Annotated in this window: 19 protein-coding genes and 1 riboswitch; of the genes, 7 read left to right on the forward strand and 12 right to left on the reverse strand. The window is 74.7% G+C overall.

All coding sequences use genetic code 11. The annotated features are described in order from the left end of the window. Positions 1-16 precede the first annotated feature (16 nt). Positions 17-550, reverse strand: coding sequence for a GNAT family N-acetyltransferase (locus tag ACIRQY_RS18365; RefSeq protein ID WP_403926769.1), 534 nt, complete (start codon positions 548-550; stop codon positions 17-19). A 127-nt stretch (positions 551-677) separates the two neighbouring features. Between ACIRQY_RS18365 and ACIRQY_RS18370 the strand changes: the two genes are divergently transcribed. Beyond that, the gene (locus ACIRQY_RS18370) at positions 678-1091 is read left to right on the forward strand and encodes a hypothetical protein (protein WP_403926770.1); all 414 of its coding nucleotides are present in this window, start codon (positions 678-680) and stop codon (positions 1089-1091) included. A 32-nt stretch (positions 1092-1123) separates the two neighbouring features. Here the strand turns inward: ACIRQY_RS18370 and ACIRQY_RS18375 are convergent, their stop codons facing one another. Next, positions 1124-2101 (reverse strand): serine/threonine dehydratase, encoded by a 978-nt coding sequence (locus ACIRQY_RS18375; protein ID WP_351788182.1) that lies wholly within the window; start codon positions 2099-2101, stop codon positions 1124-1126. Positions 2102-2300: 199 nt separating this feature from the next. On the opposite strand from ACIRQY_RS18375, the gene ACIRQY_RS18380 reads away from it, so the two are divergent. Next, positions 2301-2747 carry a nitroreductase family deazaflavin-dependent oxidoreductase gene (locus ACIRQY_RS18380; protein ID WP_351788185.1) on the forward strand — a complete coding sequence of 149 codons (447 nt, stop codon included), beginning with the start codon at positions 2301-2303 and terminating at the stop codon, positions 2745-2747. A gap of 164 nt (positions 2748-2911) precedes the next feature. On the opposite strand, the gene ACIRQY_RS18385 is transcribed toward ACIRQY_RS18380, so the two are convergent. Further along, a complete protein-coding gene (locus tag ACIRQY_RS18385; protein WP_403926773.1) occupies positions 2912-3748 on the reverse strand; it encodes a ketose-bisphosphate aldolase in 837 nt (278 codons plus the stop codon). 34 nt (positions 3749-3782) lie between these two features. Next, a complete protein-coding gene (locus ACIRQY_RS18390) occupies positions 3783-4706 on the reverse strand; it encodes a sugar isomerase (protein ID WP_351788190.1) in 924 nt (307 codons plus the stop codon). 149 nt (positions 4707-4855) lie between these two features. Here ACIRQY_RS18390 and ACIRQY_RS18395 point away from each other — a divergent pair, with 149 nt between their 5' ends. Together ACIRQY_RS18395 and ACIRQY_RS18400 are read left to right on the forward strand one after the other, a co-directional pair. Beyond that, positions 4856-5662, forward strand: coding sequence for a DeoR/GlpR family DNA-binding transcription regulator (locus ACIRQY_RS18395; protein ID WP_403926776.1), 807 nt, complete (start codon positions 4856-4858; stop codon positions 5660-5662). A 100-nt stretch (positions 5663-5762) separates the two neighbouring features. Further along, on the forward strand, positions 5763-6101 hold the full coding sequence (locus tag ACIRQY_RS18400) for a hypothetical protein (RefSeq protein ID WP_403926779.1): 339 nt from the start codon (positions 5763-5765) through the stop codon (positions 6099-6101). Here the strand turns inward: ACIRQY_RS18400 and ACIRQY_RS18405 are convergent. Further along, positions 5985-6713 (reverse strand): hypothetical protein, encoded by a 729-nt coding sequence (locus tag ACIRQY_RS18405; protein ID WP_403926781.1) that lies wholly within the window; start codon positions 6711-6713, stop codon positions 5985-5987. The two genes, ACIRQY_RS18400 and ACIRQY_RS18405, sit on opposite strands and share 117 nt — an antisense overlap. Positions 6714-7054: 341 nt before the next feature. Further along, a riboswitch (cyclic di-AMP (ydaO/yuaA leader) is annotated at positions 7055-7241 on the forward strand. Between the two features lie 4 nt (positions 7242-7245). Here ACIRQY_RS18405 and ACIRQY_RS18410 point away from each other — a divergent pair. After that, positions 7246-8130: a transglycosylase SLT domain-containing protein gene (locus ACIRQY_RS18410; RefSeq protein ID WP_403926784.1), complete on the forward strand. Its 885-nt coding sequence runs from the start codon at positions 7246-7248 to the stop codon at positions 8128-8130. Here the strand turns inward: ACIRQY_RS18410 and ACIRQY_RS18415 are convergent. The 3 genes from ACIRQY_RS18415 to ACIRQY_RS18425 all read right to left on the reverse strand — a co-directional run bounded on the left by ACIRQY_RS18415 (position 8124) and on the right by ACIRQY_RS18425 (position 11637). Next, positions 8124-9614, reverse strand: a complete 1491-nt coding sequence (locus tag ACIRQY_RS18415; protein ID WP_403926786.1) for a phosphoribosyltransferase family protein — start codon at positions 9612-9614, stop codon at positions 8124-8126. The two genes, ACIRQY_RS18410 and ACIRQY_RS18415, sit on opposite strands and share 7 nt — an antisense overlap. Positions 9615-9824: 210 nt before the next feature. After that, positions 9825-10754 (reverse strand): universal stress protein, encoded by a 930-nt coding sequence (locus tag ACIRQY_RS18420; protein ID WP_403926789.1) that lies wholly within the window; start codon positions 10752-10754, stop codon positions 9825-9827. Positions 10755-10872: 118 nt separating this feature from the next. Next, positions 10873-11637 (reverse strand): alpha/beta fold hydrolase, encoded by a 765-nt coding sequence (locus ACIRQY_RS18425; protein ID WP_403926791.1) that lies wholly within the window; start codon positions 11635-11637, stop codon positions 10873-10875. 153 nt (positions 11638-11790) lie between these two features. Here ACIRQY_RS18425 and ACIRQY_RS18430 point away from each other — a divergent pair, with 153 nt between their 5' ends. Next, positions 11791-14472: a SpoIIE family protein phosphatase gene (locus ACIRQY_RS18430; RefSeq protein WP_403926794.1), complete on the forward strand. Its 2682-nt coding sequence runs from the start codon at positions 11791-11793 to the stop codon at positions 14470-14472. A 416-nt stretch (positions 14473-14888) separates the two neighbouring features. Next, positions 14889-15143, forward strand: coding sequence for a type B 50S ribosomal protein L31 (locus ACIRQY_RS18435; protein ID WP_351788214.1), 255 nt, complete (start codon positions 14889-14891; stop codon positions 15141-15143). A 723-nt stretch (positions 15144-15866) separates the two neighbouring features. On the opposite strand, the gene ACIRQY_RS18440 is transcribed toward ACIRQY_RS18435, so the two are convergent. The 4 genes from ACIRQY_RS18440 to ACIRQY_RS18455 form a co-directional block, all read right to left on the reverse strand. Continuing rightward, positions 15867-16364, reverse strand: a complete 498-nt coding sequence (locus ACIRQY_RS18440) for a peptidylprolyl isomerase (RefSeq protein WP_351788217.1) — start codon at positions 16362-16364, stop codon at positions 15867-15869. Positions 16365-16484: 120 nt separating this feature from the next. Beyond that, the gene (locus tag ACIRQY_RS18445; protein ID WP_351788220.1) at positions 16485-16697 is read right to left on the reverse strand and encodes a hypothetical protein; all 213 of its coding nucleotides are present in this window, start codon (positions 16695-16697) and stop codon (positions 16485-16487) included. Beyond that, positions 16694-17338, reverse strand: coding sequence for a DUF6629 family protein (locus tag ACIRQY_RS18450; RefSeq protein WP_403926798.1), 645 nt, complete (start codon positions 17336-17338; stop codon positions 16694-16696). Before ACIRQY_RS18450 ends, ACIRQY_RS18445 begins: the two co-directional genes overlap by 4 nt. A gap of 140 nt (positions 17339-17478) precedes the next feature. Beyond that, positions 17479-17982 (reverse strand): NUDIX hydrolase, encoded by a 504-nt coding sequence (locus ACIRQY_RS18455; RefSeq protein WP_351788225.1) that lies wholly within the window; start codon positions 17980-17982, stop codon positions 17479-17481. Between the last annotated feature and the right edge of the window lie 27 nt (positions 17983-18009).

The raw sequence follows: 18009 nt of genomic DNA on the forward strand, positions 1-18009 counted from the left end.
TCCCGGGACCGGGCCGTCAGGCCTGGTACTCGGTGAGGTCGATCGCGTAGACCTGGAGCGGCAGGCCGAACTCCGGGTGGACCGTCTCCCGCTCGAAGGTCATGCCCAGCTTCTCCGCGACGTTCACGGAGGCTTCGTTGGAAGGCTGGATGAGGGAGACGAGCCGGTCGAGCCCGCGGTCCTGGAGGGCGAACTCCAGGACCGTGTGGGCGGCCTCGGAGGCGTAACCCTGGCCCCAGTAGGAGCGGCCGAGGCGCCAGCCGATCTCCACGTCGGGCAGCACCGCGGGCAGGAAGTGTGGGACCGAGAGCCCGGCGAAGCCGATCAGCTCGCCCGAACCGAGCAGCTCGACGGCGAACAGCCCGAAGCCCTCCTCGTCCCACTCGTCCTCCCAGCGCTCGATGGCCTCGGCGGTCTGTTCGAGGTTGAGGACGGAGCCGTCGCGGATCCAGCGCATGACCTCGGAGTCGGCGTTGATCTCGGACATCGGGACGAGGTCGTCGTCGCTCCAGCGCCGGAGGAGGAGACGGGGGGTGAGGATCTCGGTCATGCCCCCATCCTGACGCACCCGCCGTGACGGTGAGGGGGCGGGTCCGGATGGCGGGGCATGGACGATCACCGGCGGTGGGGTTATCGTTCCGCTACCTGCCGGACACCACCTTTTCAGGGAAGTCACCATGGCTCGCCGGACACCGGGCGAGATCAGGTCACAACTGCGTCTTCGGGGCACCGGGCGCATCAGGAGAACCACCGTCATCCCGGGGCTGTCGGCCTCGGCGAACCGGCAGATAGCCCGGTTCGAGCGCGACCGGGGCCTGGACAGGGGCGACATCGCCCTCTCGCTGCGCCGCTGGGCACTGCGCGCCGGACGCCCCCGCAAGGCCGAGGAGTGGCACTACGGCTTCACGGACGTGCCGACCGGGCACATCCGCACCCTGCTGGAGCTGGCGGTGTGGAACCTGCGCCCCCGGGCCCGCCGGGAGCTGCGCGCCGCGCTGGCCCCGATCGACGCGCGTGTCCTCGCCCGCACGGCCAACGACCCCTTCGGCTTCTCCGGCCGGCCCTGGTGGGAGTGCCGCATCGAGATCTGAGCCGGGGGCCGTGGCCGGTCCTGTCGCCGTGGCTACCGGGCCTCGGGCTCCCCCGTCAGGTCGCCCGGGTCGGTGTTGGCTCCGCAGAGGACCACACAGACCTTCTCGCCCCGGGCCGGGCGGTAGCGCGCGTCGGATCCGTCGTCCTGCGGCGCGAGGGCGGCGAGGGCGGTGGCGGCGGCGTGCTCGACGGCCAGGCGGCGGTCGTCCCACAGGGCGCGGCGGGTGCGGACGATCGCGGCGTCGCCGACGAGGACGTTGCGGACGTCGTCGTGGCGGGCCGTCTCGACCGCGGCGGCGGAGGCTCGGCGGGCACCGAGGGAGTCGGCGGCGACGGACCGGACGGTGACGTCGACGGGGTGTCCGGCCCGCAGGGCGGCGTCGAGGGCGCGGGACTCCTCGGGTTCGACGGCGACGGTCCGGATGCCGTGGTGCCGGGCGGCGACGGCGACGCCGTTGAGGAGCCCGCCGCCGCCGACCGCGACGACGACGGTGTCGAGGTCCGGCACGCGCGCGTGGATCTCGTCGAGGAGGGTGCCCGCGCCCGCGGCGATCAGCGGGTGGTCGTAGGCGTGGGAGGCGAGGGCGCCGGTGGTGGCCGCGAAGTCCTCGCAGGCGGCGAGCGCCTCGGCGTACTCGCTGCCGACGAGCCGGACGTCGGCGCCGAGGGCGACGAGCTTGTCGACCTTGACCTTGGGGGCGGTGGTCGGCACGAAGACGGTCGCGGTGACGTTCTGCCGCCGGGCCGCCCAGGCGCACGCGAGGCCCGCGTTGCCCCCCGAGGCGATGGTGACACCGGCGGCGGGCAGGGTGCCCGCCTCGCGGTGGGCGAGGAGGAAGTTCTGCGCGCCCCTGGCCTTGAAGGAGCCGGTGTGCTGCATGAGCTCCAGGGCGTAGTGGAGCTCGTACGGCCGCGCGCCGGAGTCGGCGGGGACGACGGTGACGGGGCGGACGTGGCCGTGGACGCGCTCGGCGGCGGTCCTGACGTCGGCGTACTCGATGCTGGGCACGGATGCGACTCCTGGGGACGGGGGCGGGCCGGGCGGGTCGGGGCCCGGGAGGGGGCCGGGCCGCGAGGAACGACTCCCCCGTCCGGGCCGTTCCCCCTCGTGTCGTGCCACCGCACCGCCGTCATGCGTCACTCTACGAGATGGTACTGACGACATCCCGGGGACCACCGGGGCCCCGGAACGACCCGAAAGGACTTCCATGCCCCTCGAAGGCGAGTACGAGCCCAGCCCGAGCCAGTGGGTGCGCGACCAGGTCGAGTTGTACGAGTCGTCCGGCGGCACCGAGGGCACGACCATGCGGGACATGCCGGTCGTGCTGGTCACCAGCGTCGGCGCGCGCAGCGGGAAGCTCCGCAAGACGCCGCTGATGCGGGTCGAGCACGACGGGGCGTACGCGCTGGTGGCCTCGAAGGGCGGCGCGCCGGAGCACCCCTTCTGGTACCACAACCTCGTCGCCTCGCCGCTCGTGGAGGTGCGGGACGGCCCCCGGGTGTGGGACATGCGGACCCGGATCGTCACCGGTACCGAGCGCGAGGCGTGGTGGGAGCGCGCGGTGGCGGCCTTCCCCGACTACGCGGACTACGCGGTGCGGACCGAGCGGGAGATCCCGGTGTTCGTGGCGGAGCGGATCGACGGGGAGGGCTGACCCCGGTCGGCGGCGGGGCCCGCGCGGGTGTTCCGCCGCGGGCCCCGTGGTCCGGCTCCGGAAGCGCGGCCCCCCGAGGGGGGGCCGCTTTCCGTGGGGCCGGTCGGCGCGGTGGTGCGGAGGGGGTGCGCCACCGCGCCGGGCTCCCGGTCCTGCGGGCCGGGTCAGTGGGGCGCGAGGACCGTCAGGAGGTGGGCGACCTCGTGGGCGACGGCCGCCCGGGCGGGGGTGAGGTAGTGGCGGGGGTCGACCGTGGCCGGGTGCTCCGTCAGATGGTCGCGGACGGCCCGGGTGAAGGCCTTGTTGAGGTGGGTGGAGACGTTCACCTTGGTCATGCCCGCGGCGACGGCGGTGGTGAGGTCCGCGTCCGGGACGCCGGAGGAGCCGTGCAGGACGAGCGGGGTGTCGACGGCCGCGCGCAGCCGGGCGATCAGGTCGAAGTCGAGCACCGCGTCCCGGGTCAGCATCTGGTGGGAGCTGCCGACGGCGACCGCGAGGGCGTCGGCTCCGGTGGCCTCGACGAACGCGCGGGCCTCGGCGGGGTCGGTGCGGACGCCGGGGGTGTGGGCGCCGCCCTTGCCGCCGACCTCGCCGAGTTCGGCCTCGACCCAGACGCCGTGGCGGTGGCAGTGCTCCACGACCTCGCGGGTCGCGGCGACGTTCTCCGCGTAGGGGAGCTTCGAGGCGTCGAACATGACCGAGCCGAGTCCCAGGGCCACGGCCTCCCGGACGAGGTCGGGGTTCTCGGCGTGGTCGAGGTGGACGGCGACGGGGGTCTTGGCGGCGCGGGCGACGGCGAGGGAGGCGAGCGCGACCGGCTCCAGGGCGCCGTGGTAGCGGACGGTGTTCTCGCTGATCTGGAGGACGACCGGCCGGTCGGCGGTCTCCGCTCCGGCGACGATGGCCTGGGCGTGTTCGAGCTGGAGGACGTTGAACGCCCCCACGCCGGTGCCCGCCGCGCGGGCACGGCGGACGATCTCATCGGTCGGCGTCAACGGCATGCTGCTTCTCCGGGGTGGCGGGTGCGGGCGGCGGTCAGGCGGCGGGGTCGGTGAGGACGACCGAGCGGGTCAGGTTCCGGGGGGTGTCGGGGTCGAGGCCCTGGGCCTCGGCGACGGCGACGGCGAGCCGCTGGGCCCGGACCAGGTCGGCGAGCGGGTCCAGGTCGCTCTCGGAGAGGGTCCCGCCGACCTTGCGGACCTCGTCGGCGAGTCCGGCGGGCAGGACGCCGAAGCCCCAGGTGACACGGCCGGGTCCGGTGATGCTGATGGGGCCGTGGCGGTACTCCATCGCGGGGTAGGCCTCGGTCCACGCGCCGGCCGCCTCGCGCATCTTGAGGCCTGCCTCCAGGGCGAGTCCGTAGGTCCAGCCGGTGCCGAGGAAGGTGAACTGCTCGGCGGTGCGCACGCTCTCGTCGAGCGGGGACCCCAGGGCCTGTTCGGCGTCCCGTGCGGCGTCCTCGACGGTGGCCACGCCCTCGGGCAGCGCGTCCTCGGCCTCCAGGTGGGCGCGGAACAGGGCGATGACCGTGGTGGCGAAGCGGGTCTGGACCACGGACTCCTCGTCGGCGAAGTCGAGGACGGCGACCTCGTCGGCGAGGTCCATCACGGGGGTCGTGGGATCGGCGGTGATCGCGCCGGTGGGGACCGTGCCGCGCAGCCGGGACAGGACGGCCAGGACCTCGCTGGTGGTGCCGGAGCGGGTGATGGCGACGACCCGGTCGTAGTGGCGTCCGTAGGGGAACTCCGAGGCGGCGAAGGCGTCGGTCTCGCCGTGGCCGCCGGACTCGCGCAGTTCGGCGTAGGCCAGGGCCATGAACCAGGAGGTGCCGCAGCCGATCACCGCGACCCGCTCGCCGCGCCGGGGCAGGGCGGCGGTGTGCTGCGGGAGGGTCCGGGCGGCCTGCCGCCAGGTCGTCGGCTGGGAAGCGATCTCCACGGCGGTACGGGTGGTACTCATGACCGGTCTCCTTGCAAGAAGGGGGCACTGTGGTGATGAAAGTTGTTCGAAGTCGGGGCCATTCAAGCAGAAACATGCATTCTGTTTCCAGATCCACGGCGGGTCGGCGGATAGAATCGGACGCGCGCACGATCCCGAGGGAGGGACCCATGTCCAAGCACGAGCGGTGGAACACGCTCCTCGAACTCCTGGCCTCCTCGGGGAAACTGGAGGTGGAGGAGGCGGCGACGACGCTGGACGTCTCCGCCGCCACGATCCGCCGGGACCTCGACGAGCTCGCGGAGCAGCAGCTGCTCGTACGGACCCGGGGCGGCGCGGTCGCACACGGCGTGTCGTACGAGCTGCCCCTGCGGTACAAATCCACGCGGCACGCCCCGGAGAAGCGCCGGATCGCCGAGGCGGCGGCCGATCTGGTCGCGCCGGGCGAGGTCGTGGGGCTCAACGGGGGCACGACCACGACGGAGGTGGCACGGGCGCTCGCGCTGCGGTTCGCGAGCGGTCGCGCGGAGCTCCCGGGAGCGACGGCGTCGCCCGGTCCCGCGCTGACGGTGGTCACCAACGCGCTGAACATCGCGGGCGAGCTGGCGGTGCGCCCCCAGATCAAGATCGTCGCGACCGGCGGGGTGGCCAGGCCCCAGACGTACGAGCTGGTGGGACCGCTGACGGTCGGTGTGCTCAACGAGGTCGTGCTCGACGTGGTGGTCCTGGGGGTCGACGGGGTCGACCCCCAGTTGGGCGTGATGGCCCATCAGGAGGACGAGGCGAGCATCAGCCGGCTCTTCGCCGAGCGCGCCAGCCGGGTCGTGGTGGTGACCGACTCCTCCAAGATGGGCCGCCGGGCGTTCGCCCGCATCTGCGGTCTGGACCGCGTCGACCTCCTCGTCACGGACACCGGCATCGCTCCGGAGGCGGTGGCGCGGCTCACCGAGGCGGGCGTGGAGGTCCGTACCGTCTGAGCGGGCCGGGCCGTCGAGGCGCCCGGCCCGGTACGCGACCGGGCCGGGCACCGGGAGGACGGCCCCGCGGTTCCGGCCGAGCAGCACCTCGGCGGGTCCCGTGACGTTCACGATCCGCTCGAACGTCCACCGTCCGGACGACCCGTGGACGTACACCGTCCCGGCGGACTCGACCCGTGAGGGACACTTCGACGGCGTCGCGCACCAGAACGGCCGGTACGGCTCCACCGTCCTCGCCGACCCTCGACGGGACCTGGTCGCGCCGGCGCACCGGCCACATCGAGACCGGGGAACCGAGCGTCAGCTGCTGATCCGGGGCGGCTCAGCGTCCGGCGAGCGCGGCGCGGCGGATCGTGGCGTCGAGCAGGGCCACCGCATCGTCCGCCGTGCGGCCGGGAGCCCGGTTCCACGGCCCGATCAGCTCGTGCCATCCGCGTGAGCGCAGCTCGGTCATGATCCAGGCGGCCGCCTCGTTCATGGTCGCCCCGCCGCCGTATCCCAGGCGGTGGGCGGCGAGCAGGGCGCCGCACACGCACCGGGCGCCCCGGGCGTCACGCAGCCGGTACGGGGTGTTCTGCCAGCCCCATTCCGTCAGGACGAGGCGGGCGTAGCCGAGGTGGACCGAGGGGCGGAGCTCCGGGCTGCCGATCCGGCGCCAGGCGTGCAGCCGGTCGGGCAGGACGGCTCCGATCCGGCCGGGGAGGCGGCGCTCGACGGGCGGGGGTGGGGGCAGGGCGCCGAGGGCGTCGGTGACGAGCCGGTCCACCGGGACGGTGAGCAGCCGCCGCCACGCCTCGGGCCCCACGCCCTCGCCGGGCGGGGGCGCGAGGCCGGGTACGCGGGCGGGCGAGGGGCCCGGCACGGGCGGCAGCGGAGGCGCGGCCGGGGCCGCGGGCAGGGCCGGGGCTAGGGCCGCGGGCAGGGCCGGAGTCGCGGCGGGCGGGGCGGCGGTCCACTCCTCGACGATCCGCTGCCAGACGGCACTGTCGTGGAGGGCGGCGGCCTCGCGGTCGAGGGCGTCGGGGCTGAGCGGGGGGACGGTGGGTGGCATCCGGGGGCTCCTCGGTCGGGATCACTCTCATCTTTCACGCGGAATGCCCGTTTTGCCGCATTTGACACTCAATGCCCATCGTGGCGATGGGCCTTTACGCCACACTTCCCCATTAACGGAACTAAGGGTCATATGCGGACATCAGGTTCCGCGTGACGCGACTCACTACCCTCGCGGTGAACCGGGAGGCCAGGGGCTCCGGGCCCGTACCGGGCAAGGAATTCCCCGCCCGCCCGGATCGCGTTCGATCTTGAATCATCCGAATTCCGTGATCCTTTCCGCATTTCTCGCCACTGATCCTCTTGTTCCATGCCGCATGACTGCCCTACGGTCACCTGCATTCGAGCGGATCGCCGAATCCTGCCACCGTTCGAAACACTTCTCCTTTTCACCCGACGGCAGGAGCGGGGGACCCACGAATACGCCGACCCGGGAATCCGGGGCGGCTCGGGGTGCAGCCGCGTGCGCGCGGCCGGACATCTCCCGTCCGAACCCGACAGCTCACCCCGCAGGCGCCGGAGAGGAATCCGTCATGCCCGCTCAGAGCAAGCACCGCCGACCCCGCCGCTCCGTCTCCCGTGGCTGGGCGCTGATCAGCACGGGTGGAGCCGCCCTGGCCCTGCCCCTGATCGCCCCCGCCATGGCGGGCGCCGCGCCTGTTTCCGGCGTCCAGGAATCCGTCGCCCGCACCGCCGTCACCGCCCCGGCGGCCACCCCCGCCGCCCCCGCGAAGGTCCCGGCCGCTCCCGCCGACGCCCGCACCTACACGGTCGTCAGCGGCGACTCCCTTTCCCTCATCGCCCAGAAGAAGGGAATTCAGGGAGGCTGGGAAGGTCTTTACCGGACCAACAAGAACGTCGTGGGTGACAATCCGTCACTCATTCACCCCGGCCTTGAACTGACGATTCATCGGCTGTCCGCGAAGGCCACCCCCGCCGAGGCGCGGAAGGCGTCCGACTCGACCGAACGGGCGAACCGTTCCGAGAGCCGGGCCGTCCCCGCCGTGGCCACCGGCACCGGCGCCTCCGCCACCGGGGCGGTCTCCTCCGCCGCCACCGTCGCCCTGAAGGCCGTCCCGATCGCCGCCGCCCAGTACACCGACAACCTCGACGGCTGGATCCGGGAGTCCCTGGACGTGATGGCCCGGCACGGCATCCCCGGCTCGTACGACGGCATCCTCCGCAACGTGATGCGCGAGTCCTCCGGCAACCCCCGGGCCATCAACCTCTGGGACTCCAACGCGGTGGCGGGCACACCCTCCAAGGGGCTGCTCCAGGTCATCGAACCGACCTTCCTCGCCTACCACGTGCCGGGCACGCCCGTGGACCAGTACGACCCGGTCGCCAACATCACCGCCGCCTGCAACTACGCGGCCGACCGCTACGGCTCCATCGACAACGTCAACGGGGCCTACTGATCCCGTAGGTGCCCGGTGAACCAGGAGGTGGCGAGCCCCGCCACCTCCTCCAGGGCGCCCGGCTCCTCGAAGAGGTGACCGGCGCCCGGCACCAGGGCGAGCTCGCTCTCGCAGCGCAACAGCGACCGGGCCCGCCGGTTCAGCTCGACGACCCGTGCGTCACGGCCTCCCACGACCAGCAGCGTCGGGGCGCGCACCAGCCCCAGTCGTCTCGCGGCGAGGTCCGGCCGCCCGCCCCGCGAGACGACGGCGGCCACCCGGGAGGCGGGATCGCCCGCCGCCCACAGCGCGGCGGCGGCCCCCGTGCTCGCCCCGAAGTACCCGAGCGGCAGTCCGGCGCCCGCCGGGTCCCGGGACAGCCACTCCGTGGCCCCGGACAGCCGCCCGGCGAGCAGCGGCGCGTCGAAGACCAGCGCCCGGTCGGCCGCCTCTGCCTCGGTGAGCAGGTCGAACAGGAGCGTGCCGAGCCCGGCCCGGTTCAGCGCCGCCGCGACGGCGCGGTTGCGGGGGCTGTGCCTGCCGCTGCCACTGCCGTGGGCGAAGAGCACGACACCGGTGGCGTCCTCGGGCACCACGAGCCGTCCGGGCAGCTCACCACCGGGAAACGGAACACGGACGTCCCTCGCCACGGGCCCGTCCCGCACCACGCGTCCGTCCCCGCCCGGGACACCCGCACCGCCCGTGCCCCGCACCACTGGCCCGTCCCCGCCCGGGACCGCCGCACCGCCCGTGCCCCGGACCGTCCGGCCCTCCCCGTCCCGCACCACCGGACCGTCCGCACGCCGAGCCACCACGTCGTCCCGGCCCCGTACCGCCAGGTCGTCCGCGCCCCGGGCCACCGGCCCCCGCGCGGCCCGGTTCCGTTCCAGGCACGCGATCACCTCGGTGTCCGGGGTCTGTGAGAAGTCCCCGTAGAACTGTCCGATCGCGAAGAACAGATCCGGTGTCCGCACGCTCACCGTCTCGTCGGCCTCGCCGCCCAGCCGGGCCGCCCAGCCGCGCGGGGCGACCGGGACCGCGAGGACGATCCGGGCCGCTCCCCCGGCCCGCACCACCCGGCAGGCCGCGAGGGCGGTGGCCCCGGTGGCGAACCCGTCGTCGACGACCAGGACCGTCCGGCCCGCGAGCGGCTCGGACGGCCCGCTCCCCCGGTAGCGGCGGCCCCGCCGCTCCAGTTCCCGCAGCTCGCGCTCCTCCACCGCCGCGAGGTCCCGCTCCGTCACCCCGGCGTCCCGCAGCACCCGCTCGTTGAGCACCCGGACGCCTCCCTCGCCGAGCGCGCCCATCGCCAGCTCGGGCTGCCGGGGCACACCCAGCTTGCGGACCAGACAGACGTCGAGCGGGGCGCCCAGGGCGGCGGCGACCTCCGCCGCCACCGGGACTCCGCCGCGCGGCAGACCGAGCACCAGGACGTCCCGGCCCTTGAGGTGGTCCAGACGGGCGGCGAGCTGCCGCCCCGCGTCCGTACGATCGCCGAAGAACATCGCGCGCCGCCCTTCCGACCGCGCCGGCCCCGGGCGGGGCGGGGACCCCGCCTCCCGCCCGTGTCTCCTCCCTCCAGGGTAGGCACCGCCCCCGGTGGAACCGGATCACACCGGGAGAATCCGGCCCGGTCGTCTCAGCCGGGTCCCACCGGGCGAATCCAGCCCGGTCGTCTCAGCCGGGTCCCGCCGGGGCAGTCCGGCCCGGTCGCCTCAGGCCGCTCCGGCTTCTCCCGCCGCGCCCCGGACCACCACGACCGGGCTCTGCGCGTGGTGCAGCATCGCCTGGCTGACCGAGCCGAGGAGCAGGCCCGCGAACCCTCCGCGGCCCCGGGCCCCCAGGACCACCAGCTGGGCGTCGGCGCTCTCCGCGAGCAGCACCGACCGGGTCCGGCCCCGGACGAGCCGCCGTTCGACGGACACCTCGGGCCATCGCTCCCCGGCCGCCGCGAGGGCCTGGTCGAGGACCCTCTGTTCCTCGTCCCTGATCACCTCCTCGCCCTGGAAGAGCGGGGTGAGGTCGCCGGGACCCGTCCTCGGCGCCCAGGCGTGCACCGCGAGGAGTTCCGCGCCACGGGCCCGTGCCGTCTCGAACGCGAAGTCGACCGCGGCCCCGGAGTCCGGGGAGCCGTCGACGGCCAGCAGCACCGGTCCGCTGGGCCCCTCGCGCCCCCGGACGACGAGGACCGGGCACCCGGCGTGCGCGGCGAGGTGGACGGCGACCGAGCCGAGGAGCAGTCCGGTGAACGCGCCGACGCCCCGGCTGCCGACGACCACGAGGGCGGCGGAGCGGGACCGGGCGGCCAGGACGGTGAGGGGCTCGCCCTCGATGATCTCCCCTGTCACCTCGACGTCCGGGGCGCACGCGCGGGCGCGTACGACGGCCGTGTCGAGGATCTCCTGGGCCTGCTGCCTGAGGCCGCCGCCGGGCGGGCCGTACGGGGAGGGGCCGAGGGGGACGGGGAGCAGGGGCCAGGTGAAGGCGTGCACGACGGCCAGGCGCGCTCCGCGCGAGCGGGCCTCCCCCGCGGCGGTCTCCACCGCGTGCAGCGCGGACGCCGAACCGTCCACCCCGACCAGTACGGGGCCCCGGTCCCGGCCGCCGCCGCCCTCGTGTCGTGTGCCCGCGGTCTGTTCCGTCATCGTGCTCAGCCCTTCCGCTGCTCCGCCGGTGCGCTCGCGCACCCTGGTACCCGTCGGCTACCCGGCCACCGGAGCGGCACCCGGGACGGAGGTCCCGGGTCGCGCGGCAAAGGTCCCGTCAGTCGGCGAGGAACGCCTCGACGGCCTCGGCAAGAGGTCCGGGGGTCTCCTCCGGAGCGTAGTGACCGGCGTCCGCGAGGACTTCGAGGCGCGCCTCGGGATACCAGCGCAGCCAGGTCGACTCCATCGCCTGGCGGCCGAGGGCCGGGTCATGGGCGCCGACGACGAGCAGGACCGGGGTGGGGTTGTCGCGGACCCGCTCGTGGAAGTCGACGCGGGACCAGGAGTCCAGGTAGGCGCGGAAGGCGGTGGCGGAGGAGCGGCTGACGGACCGTTCCACGAGGGCGTCCAGCCAAGCGGGGTCACGGCGCCCGCCGGTGGTGTTGTCGATGATGGCCCGCCGTTTGGCCGGTTCCCCGGCGGCGCCCGCGAACAGTTCCCAGGTCTCGTCGTCGAGGGGGAACCCGGCGGCGGAGACGGGCGAGATGCCGATGATCGAGCGGACGCGCGCGGGGGCGTCGAGAAGCATCAGCTGCGCCGCCTTGCCGCCCATCGAGTGCCCGATGACGGAGAAGTCGTCCCAGCCGAGGTCGTCGGCGACGGCGAGGGCGTCGGCGGCGACCTCCTCCATGGTGAAGGCTCCGGTACGGTCGCGGGCCTCGCCGTAACCCCGGCAGTCGACGAAGGCGTACGTGCCCGCGTCCCCGTCCAGCCGGGCCCGCAGTGGGGCGAAGCTGGTGCGGTCGCCGAACCAGTTGTGCAGGACGAGAGCCCTGCGCGGGCCGGTGCCGTGGACGTCGTACGGAAGAACCTGGCCCGTCATCGTGCTCCCTGGTCGGAGTGGGGACCGTGCCGTACCGGGGCGACGGCGGTCGAGCACCGAGTGTGACCGGGCGACGGCACCCGGTCAACAGGGCCGCTCCCCGGGGGTCCCGCCGGGATGCGGGGCCGTTCCGGTCGGGCGCATCCTGGCTGTGTGACCACCCACGGCGCGTCCGGCACCGGACCGGCGGGCGGTACCGGGCGTCCGTCCGGGGACAGGGCCGCCGGCGGGCCCGCTTCCGCTCCCCTGGCCTGGACCCTCACGGAAGCCGTGCTGCGGACCGTGGAGGAGGTCGGCGGTTACGCGGGCGGGGTGTACCTGCGCTCCGGTACTCCGGGGCTGCTGCGGCTCGCGGTTCTCGTGGGGCTTCCTGGGCCGGTGTTCCGGCCGTGGTGGCGGATGCACGCCAACCGGCCGTTCCCGGTCGCCGAGGTGCACCGCTCGGGCCAGTCCGTGCACCTCGCCGACGTCGAGGAGGCCATGCGGCGCTTCCCCCAGCTGGTAGCGAACCTGCCCTTCCCGTTCTCCTCGCTGTACGCGCCGGTCGTCGCGGGCCGCGAACGCTTCGGCGTGCTGGCCGCGCTGCGCCCCCCGAGCCCCGGTGTCCCGGTGTCCCCCCGGGACCGCGCCCGGATGACCCGCCGGGCACGCCACCTCGGTGAGGCCCTGTCCGGTCTGGCCCGGCGCGGCACGACGGTCGAGTGGTCGGCCGACCCGGTCTGCGTCCAGCGGTCCACGGCGAGCGCGCCACCGGTCCGCTTCGGCTCCTTCGACTGGGACGTGGGCGCGGGCACGGTGACGATGGACCCCGGGCTGCTGCGCATCCTCGGCGCCGAGATGGCCTCGCCCTGCTCGATCGAGGAGCTGACGTCGCTGCTCGAACCGGAGGACGGGTACGCCCTGTGGGCGGCGGCCCGGCAGGCGACGGGGCCGGACGGCAGACCGGCGGTGCGCCGGATACGGCTGAAGGGCCCGGACGGCGGTCTGCACCTCCTGGAGGTCTCCACCCGGGCGCGCCGGGGGTCCCCCGCTCCGGACGGGGGGCCGGACACGGCGGACGGGACGGGCGGGCCGACGGGCGCGGGCGGGTCCGGCCCGGTGGGAATCGCCGGGGTCCCCACGCCCGTGGTGGCTCCCGACGGTGGCGCTGCGAGCGGCCCACCGGGCGGTCCCGGCGCCGGGACCGCCCACCTGACGTGCACTCTGGTGGACCTCGGTACCGGTCTGGTCGGTTCCGACGCGACGGACCGGCTGCCCAGGGCGATCCTGGCGATCGACCGTCTGGGCCGCGTCACGTACCTCAACGAGCGCACGGAGCGGCTCCTCGGCCGGCCGCGTGCGCTGCTCGCGGGGCGGACCCTCTGGGAGGTGCTGCCCTGGTTCGGCCTCCCCTTCCACGAGGAGCAGTTGCGTGCGGCGCTGCTCTCCGAGGAGCCGGTGCGGTTCCTGGCCCGCCCCGAGCGGGGCCGGTGGCTCTCGGTGTCGCTGTACCCGGGGCGGGACGGGGTGACGATGGTGCTGGTCCCGGAGGAGGGCCCGGTGGAGGGGGCTCCGGAGGCCCTGCCCGGGGCGGTGGCCCCGGACCGCGCGGGGGCGGACGGCATCGTCCCCTCCGACGAGCGGATCACCGCGCTGTACCGGCCGGTGGCGCTGGCCATCGCGCTCTCCGAGGCGGTCACGGCCCGCCAGGTGTCGTCGGTGGTGACGGAGGAGCTGCTGCCGGCGTTCGGCGGGCGGCAGCTGGCCATCTACCTGCTGAGCGACCGGCGGCTGTACCTGGCGTGGGAGACGGGTTTCCCGCCGGGGTTCCTGGAGCCCTTCGACGGGGTCGCGCTGGACACCCGGATGCCGGGGGTGGAGACGCTCACGACGGGCCGTCCGCTGTTCTTCGAGTCGATGGAGCGGCTCGGCCGGACCTATCCGGGTCTTCCGCTGGACGCGCAGACGGGGGCGCGGGCGTTCCTGCCGCTGATCGCCTCGGGGCGGCCGGTGGGCTCCTGCATCCTGGGCTTCGACCGGCCGCGCGGGTTCACCCCGGAGGAGCGGACGGTGCTGACGGCACTGGCGGGCCTGATCGCGCAGGCCCTGGAGCGGGCGCAGCGGTACGAGACGGAGTCGGCGGTGGCCCGGGGGCTCCAGGACGCGCTGCTCCCGCACCGGCTGCCGGAGCGGGAGGGGGTGGAGACGGTGGGCCGGTATCTGCCGGGGACCCAGGGGATGGAGGTCGGCGGCGACTGGTACGACGTGATCGAGACCGGGCAGGGGCGGCTCGCCCTGGTGATCGGCGACGTCCAGGGCCACGGGGTGGCGGCGGCGGCCACGATGGGGCAGCTGCGCAGCGCGGTCCGGGCCTTCGCGCTGGCCGGGCACCGGCCGCAGGACGTGATGCGGGGGACGAACCGGCTGCTCATCGACCTGGACCCGGGGCAGTTCGCGAGCTGTTGCTACATCCTCCTCGACCCGGAGTCGGGGGAACTGCGGGCGGTGCGGGCGGGGCATCCGCACCCGCTCATGACCCGGCCGGACGGCACGGCGGAACTGGTCGAGCTGGCGGGCGGGATGGTGCTGGGGATCGACGGACGCGCCTCGTATCCGGTGACGCGGCTGCGGCTGGCGCCCGGCGCGGTCCTCGCGCTGTTCACGGACGGCCTGGTGGAGCGGCCGGGCGAGGACATCGACGACGGGATCGAGGCCCTGCGGCAGGCCCTGTCCGCGACCGGTTCCCTCCCTCTCGCGGAGGCCGCCGACCGGCTCATCCGGGAGGCCCGCCAGACCACGGCCCGCCCGGACGACATCGCCCTGCTGCTCGCGGCCAGGTGGCCGAAGGGGGTCTAGTCACCTGAGTCGGAGACTCGTCGGCAGTAGGCGTGTTTCGAAAGCCCGGCCCGCCGCCTCACGGTTTCACGGAAGGGTCCCTCAGCCGGGGCTCCGGTGGCACGGCTCCGGGTGCCGGGACGGGCCCCGGCGCTCATGCCCTCGGCAGGGTCCCGGTCACCCGAGACCGTCAGATGGGTCGCGGCGGGTGAGCGGCGGCCTCCCCGGCCCCCCGGCCCCCAACACCCGGCACCCGGCACCCGGCCCCGCACGGTGGCCCGTCGCGTGCGGACGGGACGCCCGAGGGCGCGGCCCCTGCGCCGTCCCGGTCACCCGGTCGGGCCCGTGGCGCTGGTCGGCGGACGGCGGCGCGGGGAGGCTGGGGGTGCCGTGCCGATCCGGCCGGCCGAGTCTGGGCGGGAGCCCGAGGAGGACACGTGCAGCAGGACAAGCAGCCCGAGTACGGCCCGGTGGTCTTCCGTGACCGCTCGGCCGGGTACGCCTTTCTGACCCGGTCCACGGCGACCAGTGACCGGACCATCGAGTGGGACGACGGGCAGTCGTATCCGGTGATCGACGTGGAGATCTCCTCCGAGAGCCATCCCTTCTACACGGGCAAGGCCCGGACGGTGGACTCGGAGGGCCGGATCGCCAAGTTCGAGCGGCGGTACGGGGAGGGCGGGGAGAGCTGAGGATCCCCCTCCGGCGGGCCGACCGGAGACGGCCGGTCCGCCGCGCGTGCGCGGGGACGGCGGGCGCCGACGTACCCAGCCAAGGAGAGGTGCCCTGATCCTGGTGCCGGGAGCCGTCGAGCGGGTCGGACGTCCACCGGCAGATCCGCTCGCCTCGGCCGGGGCGCGTCCGCGGGTCCCCGGCATCGCGGACGTACCGCTGCTGCGGGCGTGGCGCGTGATCGGTGGCGGGGTGTACGGCGGCCGGTGCCGCGTCCCCGGCGTCGCGCCCGGTGGGAGCTGTCTCCGGACTCCCCCGCGTGCCTCACCACACGGCCTGAGGAGGCCGTACGGGGCCGGGTCGTCCGCGAACGGTATCCCCCCGAGCGAGCGGGTTCGGGCAGCGCGTTCGGCGGCCCCGGGGCCTTGAGCGCGGCGGTGGCCGGTCCCGGCCGAAGTGGTTCCCGCCGGTGGCGGGCGGCGCCCGGATACCGGGCGTGCCCGGCTCGGAGGAGCGGCAGGGGGCCCGGGCGGGCGCTCGGGTGGGCTCCGCCGGTGTTCTCGGCGGAGGCGGCGCGTCCTCGTCCGCCCGGGGCGTGTCCGGTGGCGGCGGGGCTGCCCGTGTTCGTACGGGGGCGGAGGGACGACCGGTGCGGCGGGGCGGGGTGTCTCGCTCTCCCCCGCCCCGGCCGGGCGGTTCCGCGGGAGGGCGCCGGGCGCCCTCCGGTCAGCGTCGGAAGGGGGTCAGACCTTCACGACGCCGGACTCGGCGACCTTGATGGAGGCGCTGGTGGCGCCGGAGCGGGAGCCGAGGCCCTCGATCTTCCTGACCAGCTCCTGGCCCTCGACGACCTCGCCGAAGACGACGTGCTTGCCGTCGAGCCAGTCGGTCACGATGGTGGTGACGAAGAACTGCGAGCCGTTCGAGTTCGGGCCGGCGTTGGCCATCGAGAGCAGGTACGGGCGGTCGTGCTTCAGCTTGAAGTTCTCGTCGGCGAACTTCTCGCCGTAGATGCTCTTGCCGCCGGTGCCGTTGCCCCGGGTGAAGTCGCCGCCCTGGAGCATGAACTGCGGGATGACGCGGTGGAACGGGGAACCGGCGTAGCCGAAGCCGTGCTCGCCGGTGGCGAGCTCACGGAAGTTCTGCGCCGTCTTCGGGACGACGTCGTCGAACAGCTGGAAGACGATCCGGCCCGCCGGCTCGTCGTTGATGGTGATGTCGAAGTAAACGTTATTGCTCATGGGGACATCCTGTCATTACCGGCGCACGGCCCGCACCGGGGCGCCTCCTCCCACGTCACGACGTGCCGGTGCCCCGCCGCCCTCAAGGGGCGCGGGGCACCGGACGCGGTATGCCTCGGGTCAGATGAGCCCGCCGGGCTCCTGGTTCTGGAGGACGTCCTCGGCGTTTTCGACGATGTCGTGGAGCACGGGGCCGACGCCGTCCTCCTGGAGGATGCCGGTGGCGCCGCCCAGGGGACCGTCCGCGGCGCTCGCGTGCGGCGGCGGGGTGATGAGGGCGGTGACGACGCCTGCGGCGAGGGAGGCGATGGCGAGCATACTGCGCTTCTTCATGACCGGGTCAACTGGCTGAACCGCCGGGGGGTTACGGGTCCGGTCCGGATCCGTACGAGCAGCAGGACCGAGGCGACGGCCGCCAGGGCGCACCAGGTGGAGAGGAACGCGGTGCGCCACAGGACCGCGCAGAGCACCGCTCCGGCCCCGGTGACCAGGCCGAGGAGCCGCAGGAGCCGGTCCCGGGCGAGCAGGAGGGCTCCGACGGTGGCGAGGAGGTAGCCGGTGAGGACGAGGGGCGCGAAGGGCGGGCCGACGGCGTAGCCGATGGTGTGGCCCCGGATCTCGGCCGTGACGGGGTGGGTGGCGAGGTGGTGGGCGAGGAGGCCCGAGGTGGTGACTCCGGCGGCGAGCGGGACGAGCAGGCGTCGGCGGTCGGCCGGGCGGGCCGCGGCGAGGACGCCGAGCGGTACCCACAGGGGCAGCAGGGGGAGGGCGATCACCGCCCAGGCGAGGGTGGCGGGGCCCGTTCCTCCGTCGGCGTGCCAGACGGCGGCCTCCACGAGCTGGTGGGCGCCGAGGAGGAGGGGCAGCGCGGCGAGCGGCAGGTCTCCGGGGCGCCGTACGGAGGCGAGGGCGGCCACGCCGACGGCGCCGATCCCGAGGCCCGCCCACAGGTCGGCCGTCGCGCTCCAGCACATGGGGTCCTTCTACCGCACCGGCCGGTCGTCCCCCGGGGTGCGGGGCCGGGCCGTTCGGCCACCCGGTGGTCCGGCGGGGGTTCCGGCGGGAGGGCGAGGGGCGCGCGGGGCGGCCCCCGCCCTCGTACGGGAGGTGGGGGTCAGTCCTCGTCCGGGCCGGTCTCCAGGTACACCGGGGTGCCGGTCCTGCGGGCACGGTCGATGTCCGCGAGGTGGCTGAACTCGTGCGGTGGCATCTCCCGCGCCCACGCGTCGAGGGTGCGCAGGCTGTACGCGCTGTGCTCGTCGGGGTCGAGGACGACGGCGGCGATCTGGTCGTCCGTCAGTTCACCGCCGTCGAAGATGAAACCGATGTGGTTCGCGGGCCACTCCTCGCCCCGGTCGGTGACGAAGTGGGTGCCGAGGAGCCGGGGTTCGCCGGTGAAGGTGATCCCGGTCTCCTCGTGGCACTCGCGCACCGCCGTCTCCCAGGGGGTCTCCCCCGGGTCCATGTTGCCGCCGGGCCACTGCCAGGTCTCGGTGTGGTAGGTGGCCCGGAGCTGGAAGGGGCGGCCCCGGGTGTCGGTGAAGTAGAGGCAGGCGTAGGCGGTCGCTCTCGGCAGGGTCGCTACGTACTCGCCGGGCGGCAGCCAGGTGTTCGTCATGGGACGGCTCTCCTTCGAGGCGTGGGT

It is taken from the genome of Streptomyces sp. NPDC101490, assembly GCF_044767145.1.
Classification (GTDB): Bacteria; Actinomycetota; Actinomycetes; order Streptomycetales; family Streptomycetaceae; genus Streptomyces.